The 17910-nt window shown below is 71.7% G+C and carries 17 protein-coding genes, 1 tRNA gene and 1 pseudogene; 10 read left to right on the top strand and 9 right to left on the bottom strand.

The window, feature by feature from the left end; all coding sequences use genetic code 11:
• Nucleotides 1-19: 19 nt before the first annotated feature.
• The 4 genes from sbnB to B4N89_RS12335 all read left to right on the top strand — a co-directional run bounded on the left by sbnB (nucleotide 20) and on the right by B4N89_RS12335 (nucleotide 3732).
• On the top strand, nucleotides 20-1051 hold the full coding sequence (sbnB, locus tag B4N89_RS12350) for a 2,3-diaminopropionate biosynthesis protein SbnB (RefSeq protein ID WP_078975908.1): 1032 nt from the start codon (nucleotides 20-22) through the stop codon (nucleotides 1049-1051).
• Between the two features lie 142 nt (nucleotides 1052-1193).
• Nucleotides 1194-1670 carry a MaoC family dehydratase gene (locus B4N89_RS12345; RefSeq protein ID WP_078975907.1) on the top strand — a complete coding sequence of 159 codons (477 nt, stop codon included), beginning with the start codon at nucleotides 1194-1196 and terminating at the stop codon, nucleotides 1668-1670.
• Nucleotides 1671-1804: 134 nt separating this feature from the next.
• Nucleotides 1805-3136: a sensor histidine kinase gene (locus B4N89_RS12340; RefSeq protein ID WP_078975906.1), complete on the top strand. Its 1332-nt coding sequence runs from the start codon at nucleotides 1805-1807 to the stop codon at nucleotides 3134-3136.
• On the top strand, nucleotides 3088-3732 hold the full coding sequence (locus tag B4N89_RS12335) for a LuxR C-terminal-related transcriptional regulator (RefSeq protein WP_078975905.1): 645 nt from the start codon (nucleotides 3088-3090) through the stop codon (nucleotides 3730-3732). Before B4N89_RS12340 ends, B4N89_RS12335 begins: the two co-directional genes overlap by 49 nt.
• A 47-nt stretch (nucleotides 3733-3779) precedes the next feature.
• On the opposite strand, the gene B4N89_RS12330 is transcribed toward B4N89_RS12335, so the two are convergent.
• Both B4N89_RS12330 and B4N89_RS12325 read right to left on the bottom strand, forming a co-directional pair.
• Nucleotides 3780-3852 (bottom strand) — tRNA-Arg (locus B4N89_RS12330).
• Nucleotides 3853-3984: 132 nt separating this feature from the next.
• Entirely contained in the window at nucleotides 3985-4695 is a 711-nt protein-coding gene (locus B4N89_RS12325) for a DUF4232 domain-containing protein (RefSeq protein ID WP_078975904.1), read from the bottom strand.
• Between the two features lie 175 nt (nucleotides 4696-4870).
• Here B4N89_RS12325 and B4N89_RS51345 point away from each other — a divergent pair.
• Nucleotides 4871-5150, top strand: a pseudogene (locus B4N89_RS51345) (helix-turn-helix domain-containing protein); the annotation flags it as partial.
• Nucleotides 5151-6283: 1133 nt separating this feature from the next.
• On the top strand, nucleotides 6284-7186 hold the full coding sequence (locus tag B4N89_RS12315) for a hypothetical protein (RefSeq protein WP_321170729.1): 903 nt from the start codon (nucleotides 6284-6286) through the stop codon (nucleotides 7184-7186).
• Here B4N89_RS12315 and B4N89_RS12310 read toward each other — a convergent pair.
• Nucleotides 7170-7517, bottom strand: a complete 348-nt coding sequence (locus tag B4N89_RS12310) for a LuxR family transcriptional regulator (protein ID WP_078975903.1) — start codon at nucleotides 7515-7517, stop codon at nucleotides 7170-7172. The two genes, B4N89_RS12315 and B4N89_RS12310, sit on opposite strands and share 17 nt — an antisense overlap.
• Before the next feature lie 149 nt (nucleotides 7518-7666).
• Between B4N89_RS12310 and B4N89_RS12305 the strand changes: the two genes are divergently transcribed.
• The 4 genes from B4N89_RS12305 (at nucleotide 7667) to B4N89_RS12290 (ending at nucleotide 11617) form a co-directional block, all read left to right on the top strand.
• Nucleotides 7667-8461, top strand: coding sequence for a GNAT family N-acetyltransferase (locus B4N89_RS12305; RefSeq protein WP_161500704.1), 795 nt, complete (start codon nucleotides 7667-7669; stop codon nucleotides 8459-8461).
• Nucleotides 8462-8495: 34 nt separating this feature from the next.
• Nucleotides 8496-10025, top strand: a complete 1530-nt coding sequence (locus B4N89_RS12300) for an MFS transporter (protein WP_078975901.1) — start codon at nucleotides 8496-8498, stop codon at nucleotides 10023-10025.
• 387 nt (nucleotides 10026-10412) lie between these two features.
• On the top strand, nucleotides 10413-11390 hold the full coding sequence (locus B4N89_RS12295; RefSeq protein ID WP_078975900.1) for a sigma-70 family RNA polymerase sigma factor: 978 nt from the start codon (nucleotides 10413-10415) through the stop codon (nucleotides 11388-11390).
• A 35-nt stretch (nucleotides 11391-11425) separates the two neighbouring features.
• Complete coding sequence (locus tag B4N89_RS12290) at nucleotides 11426-11617, top strand: hypothetical protein (protein ID WP_078975899.1); 192 nt, start codon at nucleotides 11426-11428, stop codon at nucleotides 11615-11617.
• A gap of 98 nt (nucleotides 11618-11715) precedes the next feature.
• On the opposite strand, the gene mscL is transcribed toward B4N89_RS12290, so the two are convergent.
• From mscL to B4N89_RS12260, 6 genes are all read right to left on the bottom strand, one after another.
• Nucleotides 11716-12249, bottom strand: a complete 534-nt coding sequence (mscL, locus tag B4N89_RS12285) for a large conductance mechanosensitive channel protein MscL (RefSeq protein ID WP_078975898.1) — start codon at nucleotides 12247-12249, stop codon at nucleotides 11716-11718.
• 164 nt (nucleotides 12250-12413) lie between these two features.
• Nucleotides 12414-13121: an SAF domain-containing protein gene (locus tag B4N89_RS12280; protein ID WP_078975897.1), complete on the bottom strand. Its 708-nt coding sequence runs from the start codon at nucleotides 13119-13121 to the stop codon at nucleotides 12414-12416.
• Nucleotides 13122-13457: 336 nt separating this feature from the next.
• Nucleotides 13458-14297 carry an S-methyl-5'-thioadenosine phosphorylase gene (locus B4N89_RS12275; protein WP_078975896.1) on the bottom strand — a complete coding sequence of 280 codons (840 nt, stop codon included), beginning with the start codon at nucleotides 14295-14297 and terminating at the stop codon, nucleotides 13458-13460.
• A gap of 3 nt (nucleotides 14298-14300) precedes the next feature.
• Nucleotides 14301-14651: an FmdB family zinc ribbon protein gene (locus B4N89_RS12270; protein WP_078979302.1), complete on the bottom strand. Its 351-nt coding sequence runs from the start codon at nucleotides 14649-14651 to the stop codon at nucleotides 14301-14303.
• Between the two features lie 46 nt (nucleotides 14652-14697).
• The gene (locus B4N89_RS12265) at nucleotides 14698-15969 is read right to left on the bottom strand and encodes an MFS transporter (RefSeq protein WP_078975895.1); all 1272 of its coding nucleotides are present in this window, start codon (nucleotides 15967-15969) and stop codon (nucleotides 14698-14700) included.
• A gap of 327 nt (nucleotides 15970-16296) precedes the next feature.
• Entirely contained in the window at nucleotides 16297-17742 is a 1446-nt protein-coding gene (locus tag B4N89_RS12260) for a potassium/proton antiporter (protein WP_235618916.1), read from the bottom strand.
• Nucleotides 17743-17910: the final 168 nt, after the last annotated feature.

Raw genomic sequence — 17910 nt, 5'->3', positions numbered from 1 at the left:
GACCAGGAGCAGTGTTCCCATGAATCAGGTACCTTCCTTCGCCGTGGTCTCCGGCGCTCAGGTGCACCAAGTCCTCGGCGGCCGCGAGGAGGAGGTCGTCGCGACGATCGAGGCCGCGTACCGGCTGCACGGCGAGGGGCAGACGGTCAACCCCGACTCGTACTTCCTGCGCTTCCCCGATCGTCCGTCGTCGCGGATCATCGCGCTGCCCGCGTCGATCAAGGGCGATGTGGAGGTGCACGGCATCAAGTGGATCTCCAGCTTCCCGGAGAACGTGGCCGCCGGCATCCCGCGCGCCTCGGCCGTGCTCATTCTCAACGACGCCGAGACCGGCTACCCGTTCGCCTGCCTGGAGAGTTCCATCATCAGCGCGGCGCGCACCGCCGCCTCCGCGGCTCTCGCGGCGGCGCGGCTCGGCGAGGCGCGCGGGCAACGCCCCACACGGGTGGGCTTCTTCGGAGTCGGCCTGATCGCCCGCTATGTGCACCGGTACCTCGCGGGCAGCGGCTTCGCCTTCGAGTCGATCGGCGTGCACGACGTGTCCGCCGAGTACGCCGAGGGCTTCGCGGGCTACCTGCGCCGGGCCGAGGGCGCGGATCGCGAGATCACCATCCACGACAAGGCCGAGGACCTGATCCGTTCCAGCGATCTGGTGGTCTTCGCCACCGTCGCGGGGGAGCCGCATGTGAGCGATCCGCGGTGGTTCGCGCACAACCCGCTGGTGCTGCACGTCTCGCTGCGGGACCTGTCCCCCGAGATCGTCCTGGACTCGTGGAACATCGTCGACGACATCGAGCACTGCATGAAGGCGAACACCTCGCCGCATTTGGCCGAACAGGTGGTCGGTCACCGCGAGTTCGTCGCCGGCACCCTATACGACGTGCTCACCGGGGCGATCGCCCCGCCGACCGACCGGCCGGTGGTCTTCTCGCCGTTCGGCCTGGGCGTCCTCGACATGGCCGTCGCGAAGTACGTGTACGACCGCGTCCGCGAAGCGGACGGACTGCACACCGTCCCGGACTTCTTCCACGAACTCAAGCGCTACGGCTGACGCTTCGCCGGGCCGGCTGCACGCGTCGCGACGGGGCGATTCCCGGCGACCGCTGACAGCCGGCTGACGGCGCGCTGACCGAACGCGCAACCGACCCTGGAGCACCTTGCCGCGTCCTCGACGCCCACACAGAATCTGCCGCATGAGATCCTTCAACAGCCTGGAGGAATTCGCCGGCGCGGCCGGCGAACACCTCGGCTACAGCGAATGGCTCGAAGTCACCCAGGAAAGTGTCGACCAATTCGCCGGTGCGACCGGCGACCTCCAGTGGATTCACGTGGATCCCGAGCGGGCGGCGACCGGACCGTTCGGCGGGACCATCGTCCACGGCTATATGACACTCGCGCTGCTGCCCGCGATGATGCGGGCGATCTTCGCGATCGAAAAGGTCGAGCTCGGCGTCAACTTCGGCCTGGACAAGGTGCGTTTCCCCCGCCCCGTGCCGGTCGGGGCCCGGGTCCGCGGCGGCGCCAGACTCACCGGCGTCCGCGAAACGCCCTCGGGCCACCTGACCGCCGTACGCATGACGGTGGAGGTGGAGGGCCGGCAGCAGGCGGCCTGCGTGGCGGACACCCTGTCGCTCTTCGTCGCCCCCGGGACGCCCCTGGCCGTGCCCTGACGGCGGTAGGGGAAATACCCCCTTCGCCGTCCAAGAGGGGAGTAAATACTACCGATTTCGGTACCCGACCTCCGCCACAATAGCGACACGGCCACTGTGGCCGGGACAGTGCGAATGGCAAGAGGAGTGAATACATGGACGGCACGACGCAGCCCGGGGAAAGCCCGTCGTCGGACGAGGTCAAGGGGTTCTCCGTCCCTGCCGGGTTCGTCGGTCTGCGACGGGCGTTAGCCCTGTGCTGGATGTCGCTCGCGGCCCTCGGCCGCTCCCTTGCCGTCTCCGGCGCGATCACCCTGGTGGGTCCGGGCCTCGGCATGGTGCCACGCGCCATGGCGGGCGTACGCGGGCTGAGCAACCGTCAACGCGCGCTGGCCGCGCGCTGGTCCGGCGTGCAGATCCCGATCCCGGCCCGCCCCCAGCCGCCGGTGCCCGCGGGCGCCTCGGGAGTCGTCGCCCGCTACCGCTGGATCATGAACGACCCGCAACTGCGGCGGGAGTTCGTCTGGGTGCTCTCCGACCCCGTCGCCGGCGCCTTCCTGGCCTTCTTCCCGATCGCCCTGGTCCTGGGCAGCGCGTGGGGCATCTTCCTCGCCTTCTTCGGCGTCTCGCTCTCCGAGGAGTGGGACGGCCTGTGGTACTACTTCATCCCGATCGGGGGTTCGGCCACCGCGGTGCTCGCGGGCATCCTCGGCGTACTGCACCTGCCGCTGGCCCTGTGGGTGGCGCCCCGCGCCGTGCGCAAACACGCCCTGTACACCCACGCGATGCTCGCCCCGAGCGAGAACGAGATGATGGCCGGCCGCATCGAGCACCTCGCCACGACCCGCTCGGACGCGGCGGACACGCAGATGGCCGAGATCCGCCGGATCGAGCGCGACCTGCACGACGGCGCCCAGGCGCGCCTGGTGGCGATGGGCATGAACCTGGACGCCGCGGAACGCCTCCTGGAGACCAACCCCGAGGCCGTGCGCGCCCTGTTGATCGAGGCACGCCAGTCCTCGGCCAAGGCGTTGCAGGAACTGCGCAATCTGGTTCGCGGCATCCACCCGCCGGTGCTCGCCGACCGCGGACTCGTCGACGCGGTCCGCTCGTTGGCCATGGTCTGCCCGGTCCCCACCGAGGTCACCGTCGACCTGCCGGGCCGCCCCGAGATGCCGATCGAGTCGGCCGCGTACTTCGCGATCTCGGAGATCCTCACCAATGTCGCCAAGCACTCGAACGCGGATCGGGCCTGGATCGACGTCCGTTACGATCACGGAATGCTGCGCGTCACCATCACCGACACCGGACACGGCGGCGCGGACGCCGCCCGTGGCACCGGCCTGCGGGGCGTCGAGCGACGCCTTGCCACTTTCGACGGTGTACTGGCCGTGAACAGCCCCGTCAACGGCCCGACGATGGTGACGATGGAGCTTCCGTGCGAATTGTCCTCGCCGAAGACCACTTCCTCCTTAGGGACGGACTGATCCGCCTCCTGGAAGCACACGGCCACGAGATCGTGGCCGCGGTGGAAAACGGAGCGGACCTGCTGGAGTCGCTCACCGAGGCACGACCGGACGTCGCGATCGTCGACGTCCGACTGCCGCCGAACTTCACCGACGAGGGCCTGCGTGCGGTCCTCGCCGCCCGGCGCGAGATGCCCGACCTGCCCGTGCTGCTCCTCTCCCAGTACGTCGAGCCGCTGTACGCACGCGAGTTGCTGAGCAGCGGCGGCTGCGGGATCGGCTACATCCTCAAGGGCCGGGTGACCAACGGAGCGCAATTCCTGGACTCCATCCGGCGGGTGGCCGAGGGCGGCACCGTGATGGACCCCGACGTGATCTCCCAGCTCCTGGTGCGCAAGGAGCGCGACGAGAGCATGAGCACCCTGTCGAGTCGGGAGCGCGAGGTCTTGGTGTGGGTGGCCCAGGGCCGCTCCAACGCCGGCATCGCCCAGTCCCTGTTCATCTCGGAGAAGGCCGTCGCCAAGCACATAAGCAGCATCTTCACCAAGCTGGGCCTACTACCGGCCGACGGCGACAACCGCCGAGTGCTCGCGGTCCTCGCATACCTGGACCAGTGACCCCACACACAACCGGTCAGGCCGGGTTTCCCCGACCTGACCGACGGTGCCCCCAGCAGGATTTGAACCTGCGACACCCGCTTTAGGAGAGCGGTGCTCTATCCCCTGAGCTATGGAGGCGGGGCGGGGAACCGGGTCCGGGGGCGATGGGCTTTCGGTCCCCGGGATCGGATCCCGCGCACAGGATAGCGGACGGCGTCGGGTGGGCGTCGGGGCGTTTTCGGGCCGTTGCGGCGCGGCGCCCCGGGCGGGCTACCAGCTGGTGGCGTCGTCCATGGACTGCTGCCAGTAGGTGGTCTTGAGGGAGTCGTCGACGAACAGGCCCTGGGCGGGCAGCGACGGGGTGGCACCGCTGCCGACGCTTTCGGTGCCCGAGGGGCCGTGGAAGTAAACGGTGAGGGACTTCTCGGTGTTGCCGGTGCCGCCGCTGCCGTCCGCGGTGGACAGGTTGACGGAGGCGTAGCCGGACTCGCCGGGCTTGAGCGTGACGACCGCCTGGGGCTTCGACTCCTCGATGACCGGGGGTACGGACTGGGCCCCGCCGAAGCGAAGGGCCGGGTAGTGGTACAGGAAGCAGGTCTTGCTGCCGGTGTTGGTCACGGTCAGGAGCACGTGGTTGATCGGGCGGTTCAGCGGGGCGGCGACGGTCTTGGTGTTGGAGCCCTCGCAGGTGACCCCGCTGCCGGGGTCGGTGCCGCCGCTCGAGTCCTTGCCGGCGGCCGAGCTCGGCTTGGTGTTCGAGGAGGCGGGTCGGGAGGAGGGGGGACCGGTGGGGGCCGACGTGGCCGGCGTCGTGGCCGGTGCGGTGGCCGCGGGGGCGCTCGGTGAGGTGGTCGCGGCGGGGGCGGCGGCGGGCTTGCCGTCCTTGTCCGAGTCGTTGTTGCACGCGGTCAGCAGGAGCGCGGCGAGTGCGAGCGTCGTGACACCGGCGAGACGGGTGCGGGAAGTGCGGACGCGGGACATGTGATCGGGCTCCTCGGGAGTTCGGGTGATGCGCTGCTTGAACGATCCCGAGCCTGTGGCAGGGTTCGTCCCAGCCGCTACGGACAGCGGCCGATTGGGGACGCCGGAACGGCGAAACCGGGTCTGACCAGGGGAAATGCCGGGCTCCTGGAATGCCGGCTTGGGACACGGGGCGATGGAGGAACGGGTGGCGGAGGCAGCGGGAGCAGCGGAAACGGAGGCGTTCGCGCGTTTGTTGCGGGGGCTGAAGGACCGCTCGGGGCTGAGCTACGGGGCGCTGGCCAAGCGGCTGCACATGGGCACCTCGACACTGCACCGCTACTGCAACGGCACCGCGGTGCCGAACGAGTACGCACCGGTGGAGCGCTTCGCGAGGGTGTGCCGAGCGACGCCCCAGGAACTGGTGGAGCTGCACCGACACTGGATCCTGGCCGACGCGATGCGCGGACGCCGAACGGACACGGCCGGCCCACCGCCGCCGGCGTTGGCGGCTCCGACTCCGGCTCCGGTTCCGACCGGGACCTCGGCCCCGGACCCGGCTTCGCCTCCGGCCGAGGCTTTGCCTTCGGGTCCGGCTTCGCCTCCGGTGGGGACTTCGGGCCCGGCTTCGCCCCCGGATCCGGCTTCGCCCCGGGCGGAGGCTTCGCCTTCGGATCCGGCTTCGCCTCCGGTAGGGACTTCGGGCCCGGCTTCGCCTTCGGATCCGGCTTCGCCTCCGGTGGGGGCTTCGGGGCCGGCTTCGCCTCGGGCTGGGGCTTCGTCCTTGGGTCCGACCCTGCCTCTGGCGGGGGCTTCGTCCTCGGGCGCGACTCCGCCTCCGAGCCCCGCCGGGGTCTCGGCTCCGGCTGACGCTGAGGCGTCGGCTGGTGCCGAGGTCCCACGTCCGACTGCCGCTGAGGGTTCGGCCTGGGTTCCGGCCGAGGGCCGGGCTCCGACTGAGGCTCCGGCTCCGGCCCCGACCGAGGCGTCGGGTCCGGCGCTGGTACCGGCTGAGGGTTCGGCTCCGATCTCGGACCCGGCTGCGGTCGCGTCTCCGGGTCCGGCTCCGGCTGAGGTTCCGAGTGCGGGCGCGAGCCCGAACCGGGCCCCGATCGAGGGTTCGGGTGCGGCCGAGGTTCCCGGGGCGGTCGCAGACGAGGCTTTGTCTTCGGACGCGGCGTCGGCGGTGGGCTCGGGTCGGGGTGTCGGGTCGGGTCGGTCGGGTGCGGCGTCGGCGGACGGGGGCGAGGCCGGGCCGGTGGAGGACTCGGTCGGTCGGCCGGGCGGGGTTGCCGTGCCGGGGTTGGGCTCGGGCCCGGTAGTCGGTGCCGCTGCGGGTCCCGCCTCCGGAACGTCCCCGGCCCGCTCGGCGGCCTCGCACGAAGCGGCTCCGGTCGGCCCCTCGGCCTCGTGCGGAGCGCCCCCGGCCGGCTCGATCGCCGCCTCCGAGCAAGGCCCGGGGCACGACGATGCGGTGACGGTCGTCGGGCCGCCGCACGGCCCTGCGCCTACCCCCGCGCGCCCGTCGGTCGCCGCCTCCGACCGAGGTCCGGGGCGCGGCGACGGGGTGGCGGTTGTCGGGCCGTCGCACGGCCCGGGTCCCGCCCCCGTGCGCCGTCGCCGTGCGGCGGTCGGCCTCGCCGTGGCCGCGGCTGTGCTCGGCGCCGGGCTGGTCGTCGCGTACCCGCTGTCCAGTGACGGCGACGGCGATTCCGGGGCCCACAAGGCGGCCGGCCCCACCCCCTCCGCCCCGCCGGCCGCCGGCGACCGGCCCGGCGGGCCCGCCCCCGCGCTCCCGCCCACCGCCGGCACCGGATCGGCCTCGGCCCCGGCCGCCGACACCACCCCGCCCGCCAAGGTCGCGCCCGGCGCCTCGAAGGGCGGCACGCCGAGCACGGGAGCCGCCGCGGGCGACGACCCGCTCGGCGTCGCCGTACGCCCCTACGTCTACAGCAACCCGTGCAGCCAACACTTCCTCGTCGACAGCGCCCCCGAACAGGTCGGCCCGCCCGCCAACGAGGAAAACGCGGTGCGCTGGGCCGGCGCGTACGGCGCGGTCTCCTCGGACGAGCAGCAGATCGCCCTCACCGTCCAGGGCCGCGACCGGGAGACGATCGTCCTGGAGGCGCTGCACGTCCGCGTCGTCGCCAAGGGCGCACCCCTCGCCTGGAACGACTACTCGATGGGCGTCGGCTGCGGCGGCGACGTCGACACCAAGTCCTTCGACATCGACCTCGACCGGGGCAGCCCCACCGTCACCACGAAGAACGGCCAACGCGACTTCCCGTACAAGGTCAGCGCGACCGATCCCGAGGTCTTCTACGTCACGGTGCGTACCAGGGCCCACGACGTGCGCTGGGATCTCACCCTGGACTGGTCCGCCGCCGACGGCCGCCGCGGCACGGTCAAGGTCGACAACAAGGGCAAGCCGTTCCGCACCAGCGCCGGCTCGGCCCGCCCCGGCTACGACTACCCGCTCGGCGGCGGCGAGTGGATCAAGCGCCAGCTGTAGTTCCCGATGTGCCCACGGTCAGGATGACGGCCGAGTCCTCGACGGCCTCCACCGTGTGGGGCTCCTCGGGGACGACGAGCAGGTCACCGGAGGTGCCCTCGACGGAGTCGTCGCCCGCGCTCAGCCGGATGTGACCGGTCAGCACGATCAGGGAGGCCTCGCCCGGGTTCTCGTGTCGATCCAGCGCATTGCCCGCCGTGAGGGCGATCAGGGTCTGCCGCAACTGCCGGCGGGAGCCGCCGGGCATGGCGACCGAGCTGCGGCCCGACGAGGTGCTGCGGGCCGAGGCGAGCTGCTCCTTGGTGGCCGTCCGAAGCGAGAGTTTGTCCATGTATGCCAGTTTCGGGGGCGATCACTCTCCGCGCATGTTCTGGTGTCCGCGGGAATGCGGTGACCGGGGCGGCGGGTGATCCTGGCGAGGGGGCAGAGGCCGCGGCCGAGGAGGTAAACGACTTGCTCGGGCACCGAAGAATGAACCTCATGACCACCGATGAAAGCGTGCGCACGCGCGGAACCGTCTTCGACCGGGACGGGACGCTCGTCGCCGACTACCGGCTCGGCAACCGCTCGGGCCGACCGGCCGCCCTCGACCTGCGACTGCATCGGCTGCCGGCCGAGGCGGCGGCCCCCGCCATCCTGACCGCGCTCCCCGGATGGGTGGTCTCGGCGCGCGCGGACACCGGTGCGGTGCTGCTCGCGTCGGGCGGCCGACTGCTGCGGCATCTGCACCGGTACGCCCGCGAGTTGGATCCACAGGCCGACGGCGACGGCTGGGCCGATCCGCGCATCGAGGTGCGACCGGTGACGTCCGTGCCGCCCTCGGCGCTGTACGACTCCTGGATCGCCGCCTATCCGCCCGAACACCCCGACGGCACGGCGCATCCCAATCCCGAGGATCTGGACGTCCTGTACCACGGAAGCGCGCTCGGGCCCCTGCTCGACGCGAGCGTGGTGGCGCTGGATCGGGGCCGCGCGGTCGCGGCGGTGCTGGTGAACGACGCCGAACTGCTCGGGCCGTGGATCAGCGAGGTCTTCCGCGACCCCGACCCCGCGTACGCCGGTCTGGGCGCGCGGCTGTTGCGGCACACGCTCGGCCTCGCGGCGCGCGCCGGGGTGCCCTCGATCGGCCTCGCGGTCACCGAGGGCAATCCGGCCCGGACGGTGTACGAGCGCCTCGGATTCCGGCCCGGCGAGTCGTTGATGCACGTCGTACTCCCGGGAGGCGAGCGGGAGACGCCCGGCGGGGGAGCGGTGGACACGTCGATCGAGACATGAGACATTGATGTCTCACAAGAATTGAGGATGTCTCATGGCCGGCTCCACCCCCCTTCGTCCCGCACGCGACCCGCTGCGCTGGGCCGTGCTCGCGATCCTGTCGGGGAGCCTGCTGATCATCTCGATGGACGCGACGATCCTGAACGTCGCGTTCCCCTCCCTGGTCGCCGATCTGCGGCCTGGCTCGGTCGAGCAGTTGTGGATCATCGACTCCTACGCCCTCGCCCTGTCCGGCCTGCTGGTCACCGCCGGCGCGCTCGGCGACCGCTGGGGGCGCAAGCGGCTGCTTCTGGTGGGCTTCGCGATCTTCGCGATCGCCTCGCTGCTCGCGGTGGCGGCCACCGCGGCCTGGCACGTGATCGCCGCCCGGGTGCTGCTCGGCGTCGGCGGCGCGGCGATCATGCCCTCCACGCTGACCATCCTGCGCCAGGTGTTCACCGACGCCCGGGAGCGGGCCTTCGCCTATGCCGTGTGGTCGGCCGTCTTCGGCGGCGGCATGGCGCTCGGGCCGGTGGTCGGCGGACTGCTCGTACAGTCGCACGGGTGGCAGTCGGCGTTCCTGCTGAACGTGCCGATCGCCGTCGCGGTGATCGGTTTCGGCCTGTGGCTGCTGCCCGAGTCCCGCTCGCCGCGCTCCGGCGCGTGGGACTGGCCCGGGGTGGGGCTGTCCGTCGTGGGCATGGGCACGCTCGCGGGCGGCGTCAAACAACTCGGCAAGGGCGGCGCGGCCGACCCCGGAGCGTGGATCCTGCTCGCGATCGCGGTGGTCGCGCTGACCGTGTTCGTCCGGCGCCAACTGCGCCTGGCCCACCCGCTGCTCCAGGTTCGGCTGTTCACGAACCGCGCGTTCACGATGGCCGCGACCGCGATCTTCCTGGGCATGCTCGGCCTCGGCGCGGCGCTGTTCCTGCTCAGCCAGTGGTTCCAGTACGTCCGCGGGTACAGCCCCGTGTCCGCCGGTCTGCATCTGCTGCCCGCGCCGATCGCGCTGATCGTGGCCTCGATGGTGGTGCCCCCGCTGATGCACCGCTTCCCGCCGCGCAACGTGCTCGGGATCGGCCTCGCGCTGATGGGTGTCGGTCTGGCGCTGCCCTGGATCGGGCAGCACTTCCGGGACGTGGACTACCCGCTGATCGGCGTCTCGCTCGTGGTGATCGGGCTCGGCGTGGGCACGTTGGCCACCGTCGCCTCGGTGGTGCTGATGTCCTCGGCGCCGGCCGCGGACGCCGGGGGCGCGGCCGCCATCGACGAGACCGCGTACGAACTCGGCGCCGCCCTCGGCGTGGCCATCCTCGGCAGCATGGCCTCCGCGCTCTACCGCGCCAACCTGCCCGGCCTCGACCTCGGCGCGGCCGACCGGTCGGCGGTGCGCGAGTCGATCGGGGACGCGTCGGTGGTGGCGGATCGGCTCGGCACCGGCGGCCTGCTCAGCCGGGCGGGCGATGCGTTCACGGCCGGTATGACGCCCACCTTCCTGGCCGGCGGCATGGTCGCGCTGGTCGCCGCGGCACTGGCCTGGCGGCTGATCCCCCGCGATCTGGAACCCGCTTCCGACACGCACTGACCCGCGCCGACCGGCGGGCCGTGACGGGTGCCGCTCGCGCACGGCGAGCCGAGATCGGCCGGCCGAAACAGGACGGTGGGGGAGCCGCACGCCGCGTCGCACCGGACCGCCCGACGGTGGATGAAGCGACGCCCGCCGCCGGGTCGAGGCCGTGCTCCCGGAGCTCGCACACCCGCTCCCACCCGGGCCTTCGGAACATCCGGGGCCCCTCGGCCGTTGAGCGGATCGTAGGCACTCCGGAGCGTGCATGCGGAGCCCGAGGCCGGGCAGGCGCTGACAAAGGCCGCTATCGGCCAACCTTTCAACAGTACATCTCCGGATGGAATACCACAGGCTTCTCGTTCGTTCGAAATATAGACGAACGCGAATGAAAGCGAGGGCTAGAACATGCCGACTACACGTGGTGTGGCCCGACAGGGCGCCGAGCGAGTGGCGGCTTCCCGCACGCGGAAGGCTGCCGACGTCGAGCGCGACACGGTCGGTGTGTACCTGGACGAGATCAGCCGCACGAAGCTCTTGGACGCGGAGCGCGAGGTGGAGATGTCGAAGGACATCGAGGCCGGACTCTACGCGCAGAAACTGATCGACGAGGACGCCGTACCCGAGGGGGTCGACCGGGCCGAACTCGACGCGCTGATCGCGCGCGGGGCGGCGGCCAAGGAGCTGTTCATCCAGGCCAACCTGCGTCTGGTGGTCTCCGTCGCGCGGCGCTACCCGCGCAGCGGGATGCCGTTCCTGGACCTGGTCCAGGAGGGCAACGTGGGCCTGGTCCGCGCGGTCGAGAAGTTCGACTACGCGAAGGGCTTCAAGTTCTCCACCTACGCCACGTGGTGGATCCGACAGGCGATCACCCGGGCGATGGCCGATCAGGCCCGCACCGTGCGGCTGCCCGTGCACCTGGTCGAGGAGCTCAGCAAGATCCGCCGCGTGCAGCGCGAGTTCGCCCGTGACCACGGTCGCGACCCCGAGATCCCGGAGATCGCCGAGATCGTGGGCAGCACCCCCGAGCGGGTGGTCGACGTGATCGGCTGGGCGCGCGACCCGATCAGCCTGGACACCCCCGTGGGTGACGACGGCGAGACCGAACTGGGCGAACTGGTCCAGGAGACCGACCCGTTGACCCCGGAGGACATCACCCTCGCGACGCTGCGCCGTGAGCAGATAGCGGACCTCGTGGGTCGGCTCGACGGCCGTACGGCCACCATCCTGCGGGCGCGCTACGGCATGGCCGACGGCAAGGAGCACACGCTCACCGAGGTCGGCAAGCAACTCGGGCTCACTCGCGAGCGGATTCGGCAGATCGAGAAGCAGGCGCTGGTCGAGCTGCGCGAGTTGGCCACCGCCCAGGGGCTCGAGGCCGCGTGACGCGGTCCGCGCCGGAGCGCCGGCACACTGGTGCGATGGCGGAGGCGGAAGTACGCGAGGCGAGCGGACCGGACGAGCCGAAGCGGCACGACCGCTTCGGTTGGGACGACCTGCTGCCCGAGACGAGTTCGGACGAGACCGACAGCGGCTGGGGCGAGCACCGCACCGGCGCCGACCCGGCCGACATCCGCCGATTCCTCGACGACAAGCCGCCGCACCACTTCTGAGCCGGGGCGGTACAGGCGCCGGACGCGCGCACGAAAACGAGCGAAGAGCGGGCCCGTACCCTCCCACGAGGGTGCGGGCCCGCCGTTGTACCGATCGGTCAGGCGTCCGAACGCGAGGCCCCCGAGCCTCCCGGGGTCCCCGAGCCACCGGAGGTCCCAGAGCCCCCGGAGCCTCCCGACGATCCGGTGTCGCCGCCGCGGCCGGAGTCCTGCTGCGGCTCGAGCCGTTCGGCGAGCAGGTCGCGGATCTCGCGCAGGATCTCGACGTCGCTCAACTCCTTCTCGCCCGCGTGTCCGAGGGCCCGCTTGCGCCGCTCCAGCATGTGGTTCATCGGCAGCACGAGCAGGAAGTAGACCACCGCCGCGGTGATCACGAACGTCAGCGCCGCGCCCAGCACCGAACCCCACAACAGCTGGACGCCGGTCGTCTCGCCCTTCGCGTCGATGCCGCACGGGCCCTTGATGCAGGTCGTGTAGCTGTCCAGGTTCTTGGTGCCCAGCGCACCCACGACGGGATTGATCATCCCCTTCACGAACGCGTTCACGACCGCCGTGAACGCGGCGCCGATGACCACGGCCACGGCCAGGTCGACGACGTTTCCGCGCATGAGGAACTTCTTGAAGCCGCCCACTGGTTGATTCCCATCGATCTTGATCGGTCGAGGCCTCGACCGGGCGATCCGATCAACGATCACCACCAACAGCGGTAATAATCGTAGTAATTGCGGAATAGCCCATGAAGCCGGACAACTCGCACGAGTCTGGTGTCATTCGCGATCCGTCGCAACAACGCCGCTCAGGACCTGCGGATGGTGTAAGTGAGCCCCGGGCCGGTTGCCGCGCCCGCGAGTTCGCTCGCCACGGCGCGGGAAACCTCGAGGATAACGAGCGCTCCGGACCCGGAGGCCCCGAATCCGGAATCGCTCGGGGGCGGCTTGGCCACCACCACGGCGCCGGCGGCGATCGGCCGCGCGGGGCCCGGGTGTTCGGGCGGCGGCGCGGCCAGGACGTCGATCCGGTCGCCGGGACGCAGTACGGCCACCGCGTCGGCGTCGGCGAAGCGCGCGGGCAGCGCGACCGTGCCCGTATCGGTCGGGCCGCCGGGGCGGGTCAACCGCACGTCGGTCACCGGCTCGCCGCGCCGCAGCGGACCGGTCAACGCACCCCCCTCGGCCTGCCGGACCGCGCGCAGGACCCCCTCGGGGCGCAACGCCGTCGGCATCCGCACCAGGGCAAGGTCGGCGGGCCCGGGCGTGCTGCCCGCGGGCAGGTCCCGCGCGGCCACCAGGATCGGCGTGGTGGGCACGGACGCGGGCCGGACCGCCACGATCACCGCGAGCGCGGCGACGGCTGCGGACAACGCGGCCAACCCGCGCCGATGCCGGGCCACCACGCGGCGCCACGGCGGCCGGGCGGACACCCCCGGCGACCCGCGAAGGGCCGGCCCGCCGGCCCGGCCGAACGACGGACCGGACGGAGATCCGAGCGATCCCGAAGCGGACATCACACCTCCAACGCGGGCGGCGCACACGGCAGGGACGATGCGGCCCGACCCCCGTCGGAACCGGGGCGGGAAAACGAGGGCCGAGCCGCACCCCCACCGTGCCGCCCGCCGAACCGCCCACGCCGAACCGCCCGGACGCCTGTGGACGACCGCCGCCCTGTGGACGACGAATTCACCCACGTGAGCGACACGGCTCCCCCCACCGGGCGACCCGCCCCCGAGCACCACGAGAGCCGGACACCACGAAGGCCGCCCCCCAACCGGGAGACGGCCTTCGCACACATCACACACGGCCGGACCCGCCGACCACACACCACTCACCGGCAGGCGACCCGCCTATGCCGGCCGCTCGACCTCCGCCGTGCCACACGAGCACGTACGCGTCTTCGGCAACGCCGCCACCACGTCGAACAGCAGCGTGCGCAGCCGGCCGACGTTGGCCGCGAAGACCTCCATCACCTCGGCGTGGGTGACCCCCTCGCCCGCCTCGACGCCCGCGTCGAGGTCGGTGACCAGCGCGATGGCCGTGCAGCAGAGCCCCAGTTCGCGCGCGAGCACCGCCTCGGGGTGCCCGGTCATCCCGACGATCGACCAGCCCTGGGCCGAGTACCACTTGGATTCGGCCCGGGTGGAGAAGCGCGGACCCTCGATCACCACGAGGGTGCCGCCGTCCACCGGCTCCCACCCCGAGGCGCGGGCGCCCGCGATGGCCACCGCGCGCCCGTCGGCGCAGTACGGGTCGGCGAACGTGGTGTGCACCACCGGCGGCACGCTGCCGTCGGCGAGCGGCAGCCCGTCGAAGAACGTCTGGGTGCGGCCGGAGGTGCGGTCGATCAGCTGATCCGGGACCACCAGCGTGCCCGGGCCCAGTTCGGCCCGCAGACCGCCCGTCGCGCACGGCGCGAGCACCTGCGTGACCCCGACGGCCCGCAGCGCCCACAGGTTGGCGCGGTAGTTGATCCGGTGCGGCGGGATCGAGTGGTCGCGGCCGTGCCGGGGCAGGAACGCCACCCGACGGCCGGCCACCTCGCCCAGGAACAGCGCGTCGCTGGGCGCGCCGTACGGCGTGTCCACCCGCACCTCGACCACGTCGTCGAGGAACGCGTAGAACCCGGAACCGCCGATCACACCGATCTCGGCCGGGGCCACCCCCGCCGGCAACACGCCGGTCGTCATCGCTCAGGCCGCCGTCGACGTCGTACCGGACGAGCCGGACGAGGACGACGAGGACGACGACGCCGAGGACGTCGACGACGAAGACGACGACGAGCCCTCCGAGGACGAGGAGGAGGACGAACCCGTCGAACCCGTCGAGGACGCCCCGGCCGTCGCCGGCGTCGACGACGTGCTCGAGCCGCGGCTGTCGGTCCGGTAGAAGCCGGAGCCCTTGAACACCACGCCCACCGCCGAGAAGACCTTGCGCAGCCTGCCCTGGCAGGCGGGGCACACGGTCAGCGCGTCGTCCGTGAACTTCTGGACGGCCTCGAGGCCCTCGCCACAGGCGGTGCACTGGTACTGGTACGTCGGCACGGTCTGGTCCTCCTTCGACAGACAGGTCAGCTGGGTACTGGCACTCTCACCTGTCGAGTGCCAATGGTGCAGCATCCACCGGAGTTCCGTCCACCACGGTGGTGGTCGTCGGTGCAATGGGTGTCACATCCGTGTTCGGCTTCAGCAGCCGTTGCCCGGCCAGCACCACCAGAAAGCCGATGCCGGCCGATGCCAGAGTGAGTGCGAACCCGGCGCCGGAGCCGCGCGCGTCGGTGAGCATCCCGGAGAACGTCGAGCCGAGCGCGAGGCCGAGCCCGATCGCTCCGGTCAACCAGGTGAACGCCTCGGTCTTGGCCGCGGCCGGGACCAGCGTGTCGACGAGGGTGAAGCCGGTGATCAGGGTGGGTGCGATCGCCAGTCCGCACAGCAACGCGACGGGCACCATGATTCCCACCGACGGGATGGCCCACAGCGGCGCGGTGCCGAGCGCGAGCAGCGCGAACATCGCCACCATCCGGCGGTGCGCGGCCCGCCGCCAGGCGATCGCGCCGTAGACGGCCCCGGCAATCAGGCTGCCGCCCGCGAAGACCGCGTACAGCGCGCCCGCCAGCCCGGGCCGGCCGGCCTCCTCGGCGAACGCGGTGACCGAGACCTGCACGGTGCCGAAGACCCCGCCGATGCAGATGAACGCGACCACGAGCAGGCGTACCCCGCCGATCCGCAGCGCGGACGTATGCGGCGTGTCACCGGCCGCGCGCACCACCCGCCGGGGCGCGGTGCCGCGTTGTGTCGCGAACAACAACGACCCGACCACGGTCAGCGCGGCCTCGACCACCAAGCCGGCCGCCGGGTGTACACCGGTGGCCAGGAACGTGGCCACCACCGGGCCGACCACGAAGGTGAACTCGTCGGTCACCGACTCGAACGCGAACGCGGTCGGCAGCAGCGGCGACCGCTCCAGGTGCGCCGCCCAGCGGGCCCGCACCATCGAGCCGATCTGCGGCACCGTCGCGCCGGAGAGCACCGCGGTCGTGAACAGCAGCCACAGCGGCGCCTCGGCGAGCGCGGCCACGATCAGCCCGGACACCGCCGCGCCGTGCAGCAGCGCGCCGGGCACGACCACCGCGGCCTGGCCGAAGCGGTCGGCGAGCCGACCCGTCTGCGGGCCGACGAAGGCCAGCGCCACGGCGGCCGCGGCGGAGACCGCGCCGGCCGTGCCGTACGAGCCGGTGGTGTGTTTGACCAGCAGCACGATGCCCAGGCCGAGCATCGCGTAGGGCAGCCGCGCGATCAGCGCGGGAGCCAGGAATCGCCAGGCGGACGGGGTCCGCAGCAGCGTGGAGTACGTGGAGATCATGCGCACCGCCCCCGGCGGGCGCGTGCGGCGGTCCGATGCGTGGGCATCGTGGGCATCGCGGGTTGTCGCTTCCTGCCACCTGGTGACGCACAGGGGGAACCCCGGTGTGCCGAGAGCTGTCCTCGAAAGCGTCCACCGGGGTAGATACCGAAGCGTGTGCCTCGGCCGCCGTGCGGTCACGACGCCAGCCCTGCGTCAGGCAGAGTCGGTGTTGTGTGTGCAGTGGGATCGGCGATCGGAACACCCTGGGGCGCCCCGCCGGCGATCAACCATACGATTGTATCCCAGGCGTATCCGGCCCGGACCGACGGCGAGGCGCGTGCCTCATCAGGTGTTGCCCTTGACCCCGAACCAACTCGCGAGCTTGCCGCCCCGGCTGACCGCGCGCAGTCGGTCCTCCGTCTCGTCGCGCACCGTGTCGGTGGTCACCACGAGCAGGTCGTCGCCGCGCCGCAGCACGGTGGTCGGCTCGGGTACGAAGCTCCCGTCCTCGCGCACGATCAGGGTGACCGCGGCCCCACGCGGCAGGCGCAGCTCGCCGACCTCCACGCCGTGCATCCGCGAACCCGTCGGCACGTTCACCGACAGCAGGTGGCCGTGCAGCTTCTCCAGCGGCGCGGACTCCACGCCGAGGTCGGTCGGCTCGTCGGCACCCGCGAAACCGGCCTTGCGCGCTATCCACGGCAGCGTGGGCCCCTGGACCAGGGTGAACACGACGACCAGCACGAAGGTGATGTTGAACAGCCGCTGGGCGTCGGGGATGTCCTTCACGATCGGGATGGTCGCGAGCACGATGGGCACCGCACCGCGCAGTCCCGCCCAGGACAGGATCAACTGCTCGCGCCACGGTATGCGGAACGGCGACGTGGTCACGATCACCGACAGCGGCCGGGCGACCAGCAGCAGGATGGTGCCGATCACCAGCGCCGGGACCACCGCGCTGCCCAACTCGTGCGGGGTGACCAGCAGTCCGAGCAGGACGAACAGTCCGATCTGGGCGATCCAGCCGAGCCCCTCGGCGAAACCCCGCGTGGCCGGGCCGTGCGGGAGTTGCGAGTTGCCCAGGACCAGCGCGGTCAGGTAGACGGCCAGGAAGCCGCTGCCGTGCGCCAACGCGCCGCCGGAGTAGGCCAGCACGCACAGCGCCATCACCGCGATCGGATACAGGCCGGAGGCCGGCAGCGCGACGTGGCGCAGGCCGAACGCGCCGAGCCGGCCGACCGCGAGGCCCACCGCCGCGCCTATCGTCAGCTCCAGGGCGATCTCGGCGAGGATCATGTACCACGGTTCGATGTGGCCCGTGTGGGCGAACGTGACCACCAGGATCACCACCGGCGCGTCGTTGAACCCGGATTCGGCCTCCAGCAACCCGGTCAGCCGGTGCGGCAGCGGCAACTTGCGCAACACCGAGAAGACCGCGGCGGCGTCCGTGGAGGACACGATCGCGCCCATCAGGATCGCGGTCGACCAGTCCACGTCCAGCACGATCTTCGTGGCCAACGCGGTGACCGCGACGCTCACCCCGACCCCGACGGTGGACAACACCGCCGCCGCCGGCACCGACGGCTTGATCTCCTTCCAACTGGTGGCGATCCCGCCCTCCGCGAGGATCACTATCAGCGCGGCGTAGCCGAGCGTCTGGGTCAGTTCGGCGTTGTCGAAACCTATGCCGAGGCCGTCGGCCCCGATCACCATCCCGAGTCCGAGGTACAGCAGCAGGCTCGGCAGCCCGGTGCGGGTCGCCAGGCGGACCGCTATGACGGCGGACAGCATGACGATGGCACCCAGGAGCAGGACCTGGTTGAGCTCGGGCACGGACACGTGCGTCACCTCCGGCGGTCGTCGGTCCGGCCACCCCCCAGGCGGCCGCACGGAGTGCTTGAACATGAAGGCAGACGACGACGGGCGAAGCCGGCGTCGCGAATGCGCAGAGAATCAGCG

It is taken from the genome of Embleya scabrispora, assembly GCF_002024165.1.
Classification (GTDB): domain Bacteria; phylum Actinomycetota; class Actinomycetes; order Streptomycetales; family Streptomycetaceae; genus Embleya; species Embleya scabrispora_A.
This window is presented reverse-complemented; position numbering and strand designations above follow the sequence as displayed.

Excerpts from the sequence above, each read along its gene's own strand:
- sbnB (WP_078975908.1), top strand. The coding sequence starts at position 20 with ATGAATCAGGTACCTTCCTTCGCCGTGGTCTCCGGCGCTCAGGTGCAC.
- B4N89_RS12345 (WP_078975907.1), top strand. The coding sequence starts at position 1,194 with ATGAGATCCTTCAACAGCCTGGAGGAATTCGCCGGCGCGGCCGGCGAA.
- B4N89_RS12340 (WP_078975906.1), top strand. The coding sequence starts at position 1,805 with ATGGACGGCACGACGCAGCCCGGGGAAAGCCCGTCGTCGGACGAGGTC.
- B4N89_RS12325 (WP_078975904.1), bottom strand. The coding sequence starts at position 4,695 with ATGTCCCGCGTCCGCACTTCCCGCACCCGTCTCGCCGGTGTCACGACG.
- B4N89_RS12310 (WP_078975903.1), bottom strand. The coding sequence starts at position 7,517 with ATGGACAAACTCTCGCTTCGGACGGCCACCAAGGAGCAGCTCGCCTCG.
- B4N89_RS12305 (WP_161500704.1), top strand. The coding sequence starts at position 7,667 with ATGACCACCGATGAAAGCGTGCGCACGCGCGGAACCGTCTTCGACCGG.
- B4N89_RS12300 (WP_078975901.1), top strand. The coding sequence starts at position 8,496 with ATGGCCGGCTCCACCCCCCTTCGTCCCGCACGCGACCCGCTGCGCTGG.
- B4N89_RS12295 (WP_078975900.1), top strand. The coding sequence starts at position 10,413 with ATGCCGACTACACGTGGTGTGGCCCGACAGGGCGCCGAGCGAGTGGCG.
- B4N89_RS12290 (WP_078975899.1), top strand. The coding sequence starts at position 11,426 with ATGGCGGAGGCGGAAGTACGCGAGGCGAGCGGACCGGACGAGCCGAAG.
- B4N89_RS12280 (WP_078975897.1), bottom strand. The coding sequence starts at position 13,121 with ATGTCCGCTTCGGGATCGCTCGGATCTCCGTCCGGTCCGTCGTTCGGC.
- B4N89_RS12275 (WP_078975896.1), bottom strand. The coding sequence starts at position 14,297 with ATGACGACCGGCGTGTTGCCGGCGGGGGTGGCCCCGGCCGAGATCGGT.
- B4N89_RS12265 (WP_078975895.1), bottom strand. The coding sequence starts at position 15,969 with ATGATCTCCACGTACTCCACGCTGCTGCGGACCCCGTCCGCCTGGCGA.
- B4N89_RS12260 (WP_235618916.1), bottom strand. The coding sequence starts at position 17,742 with ATGCTGTCCGCCGTCATAGCGGTCCGCCTGGCGACCCGCACCGGGCTG.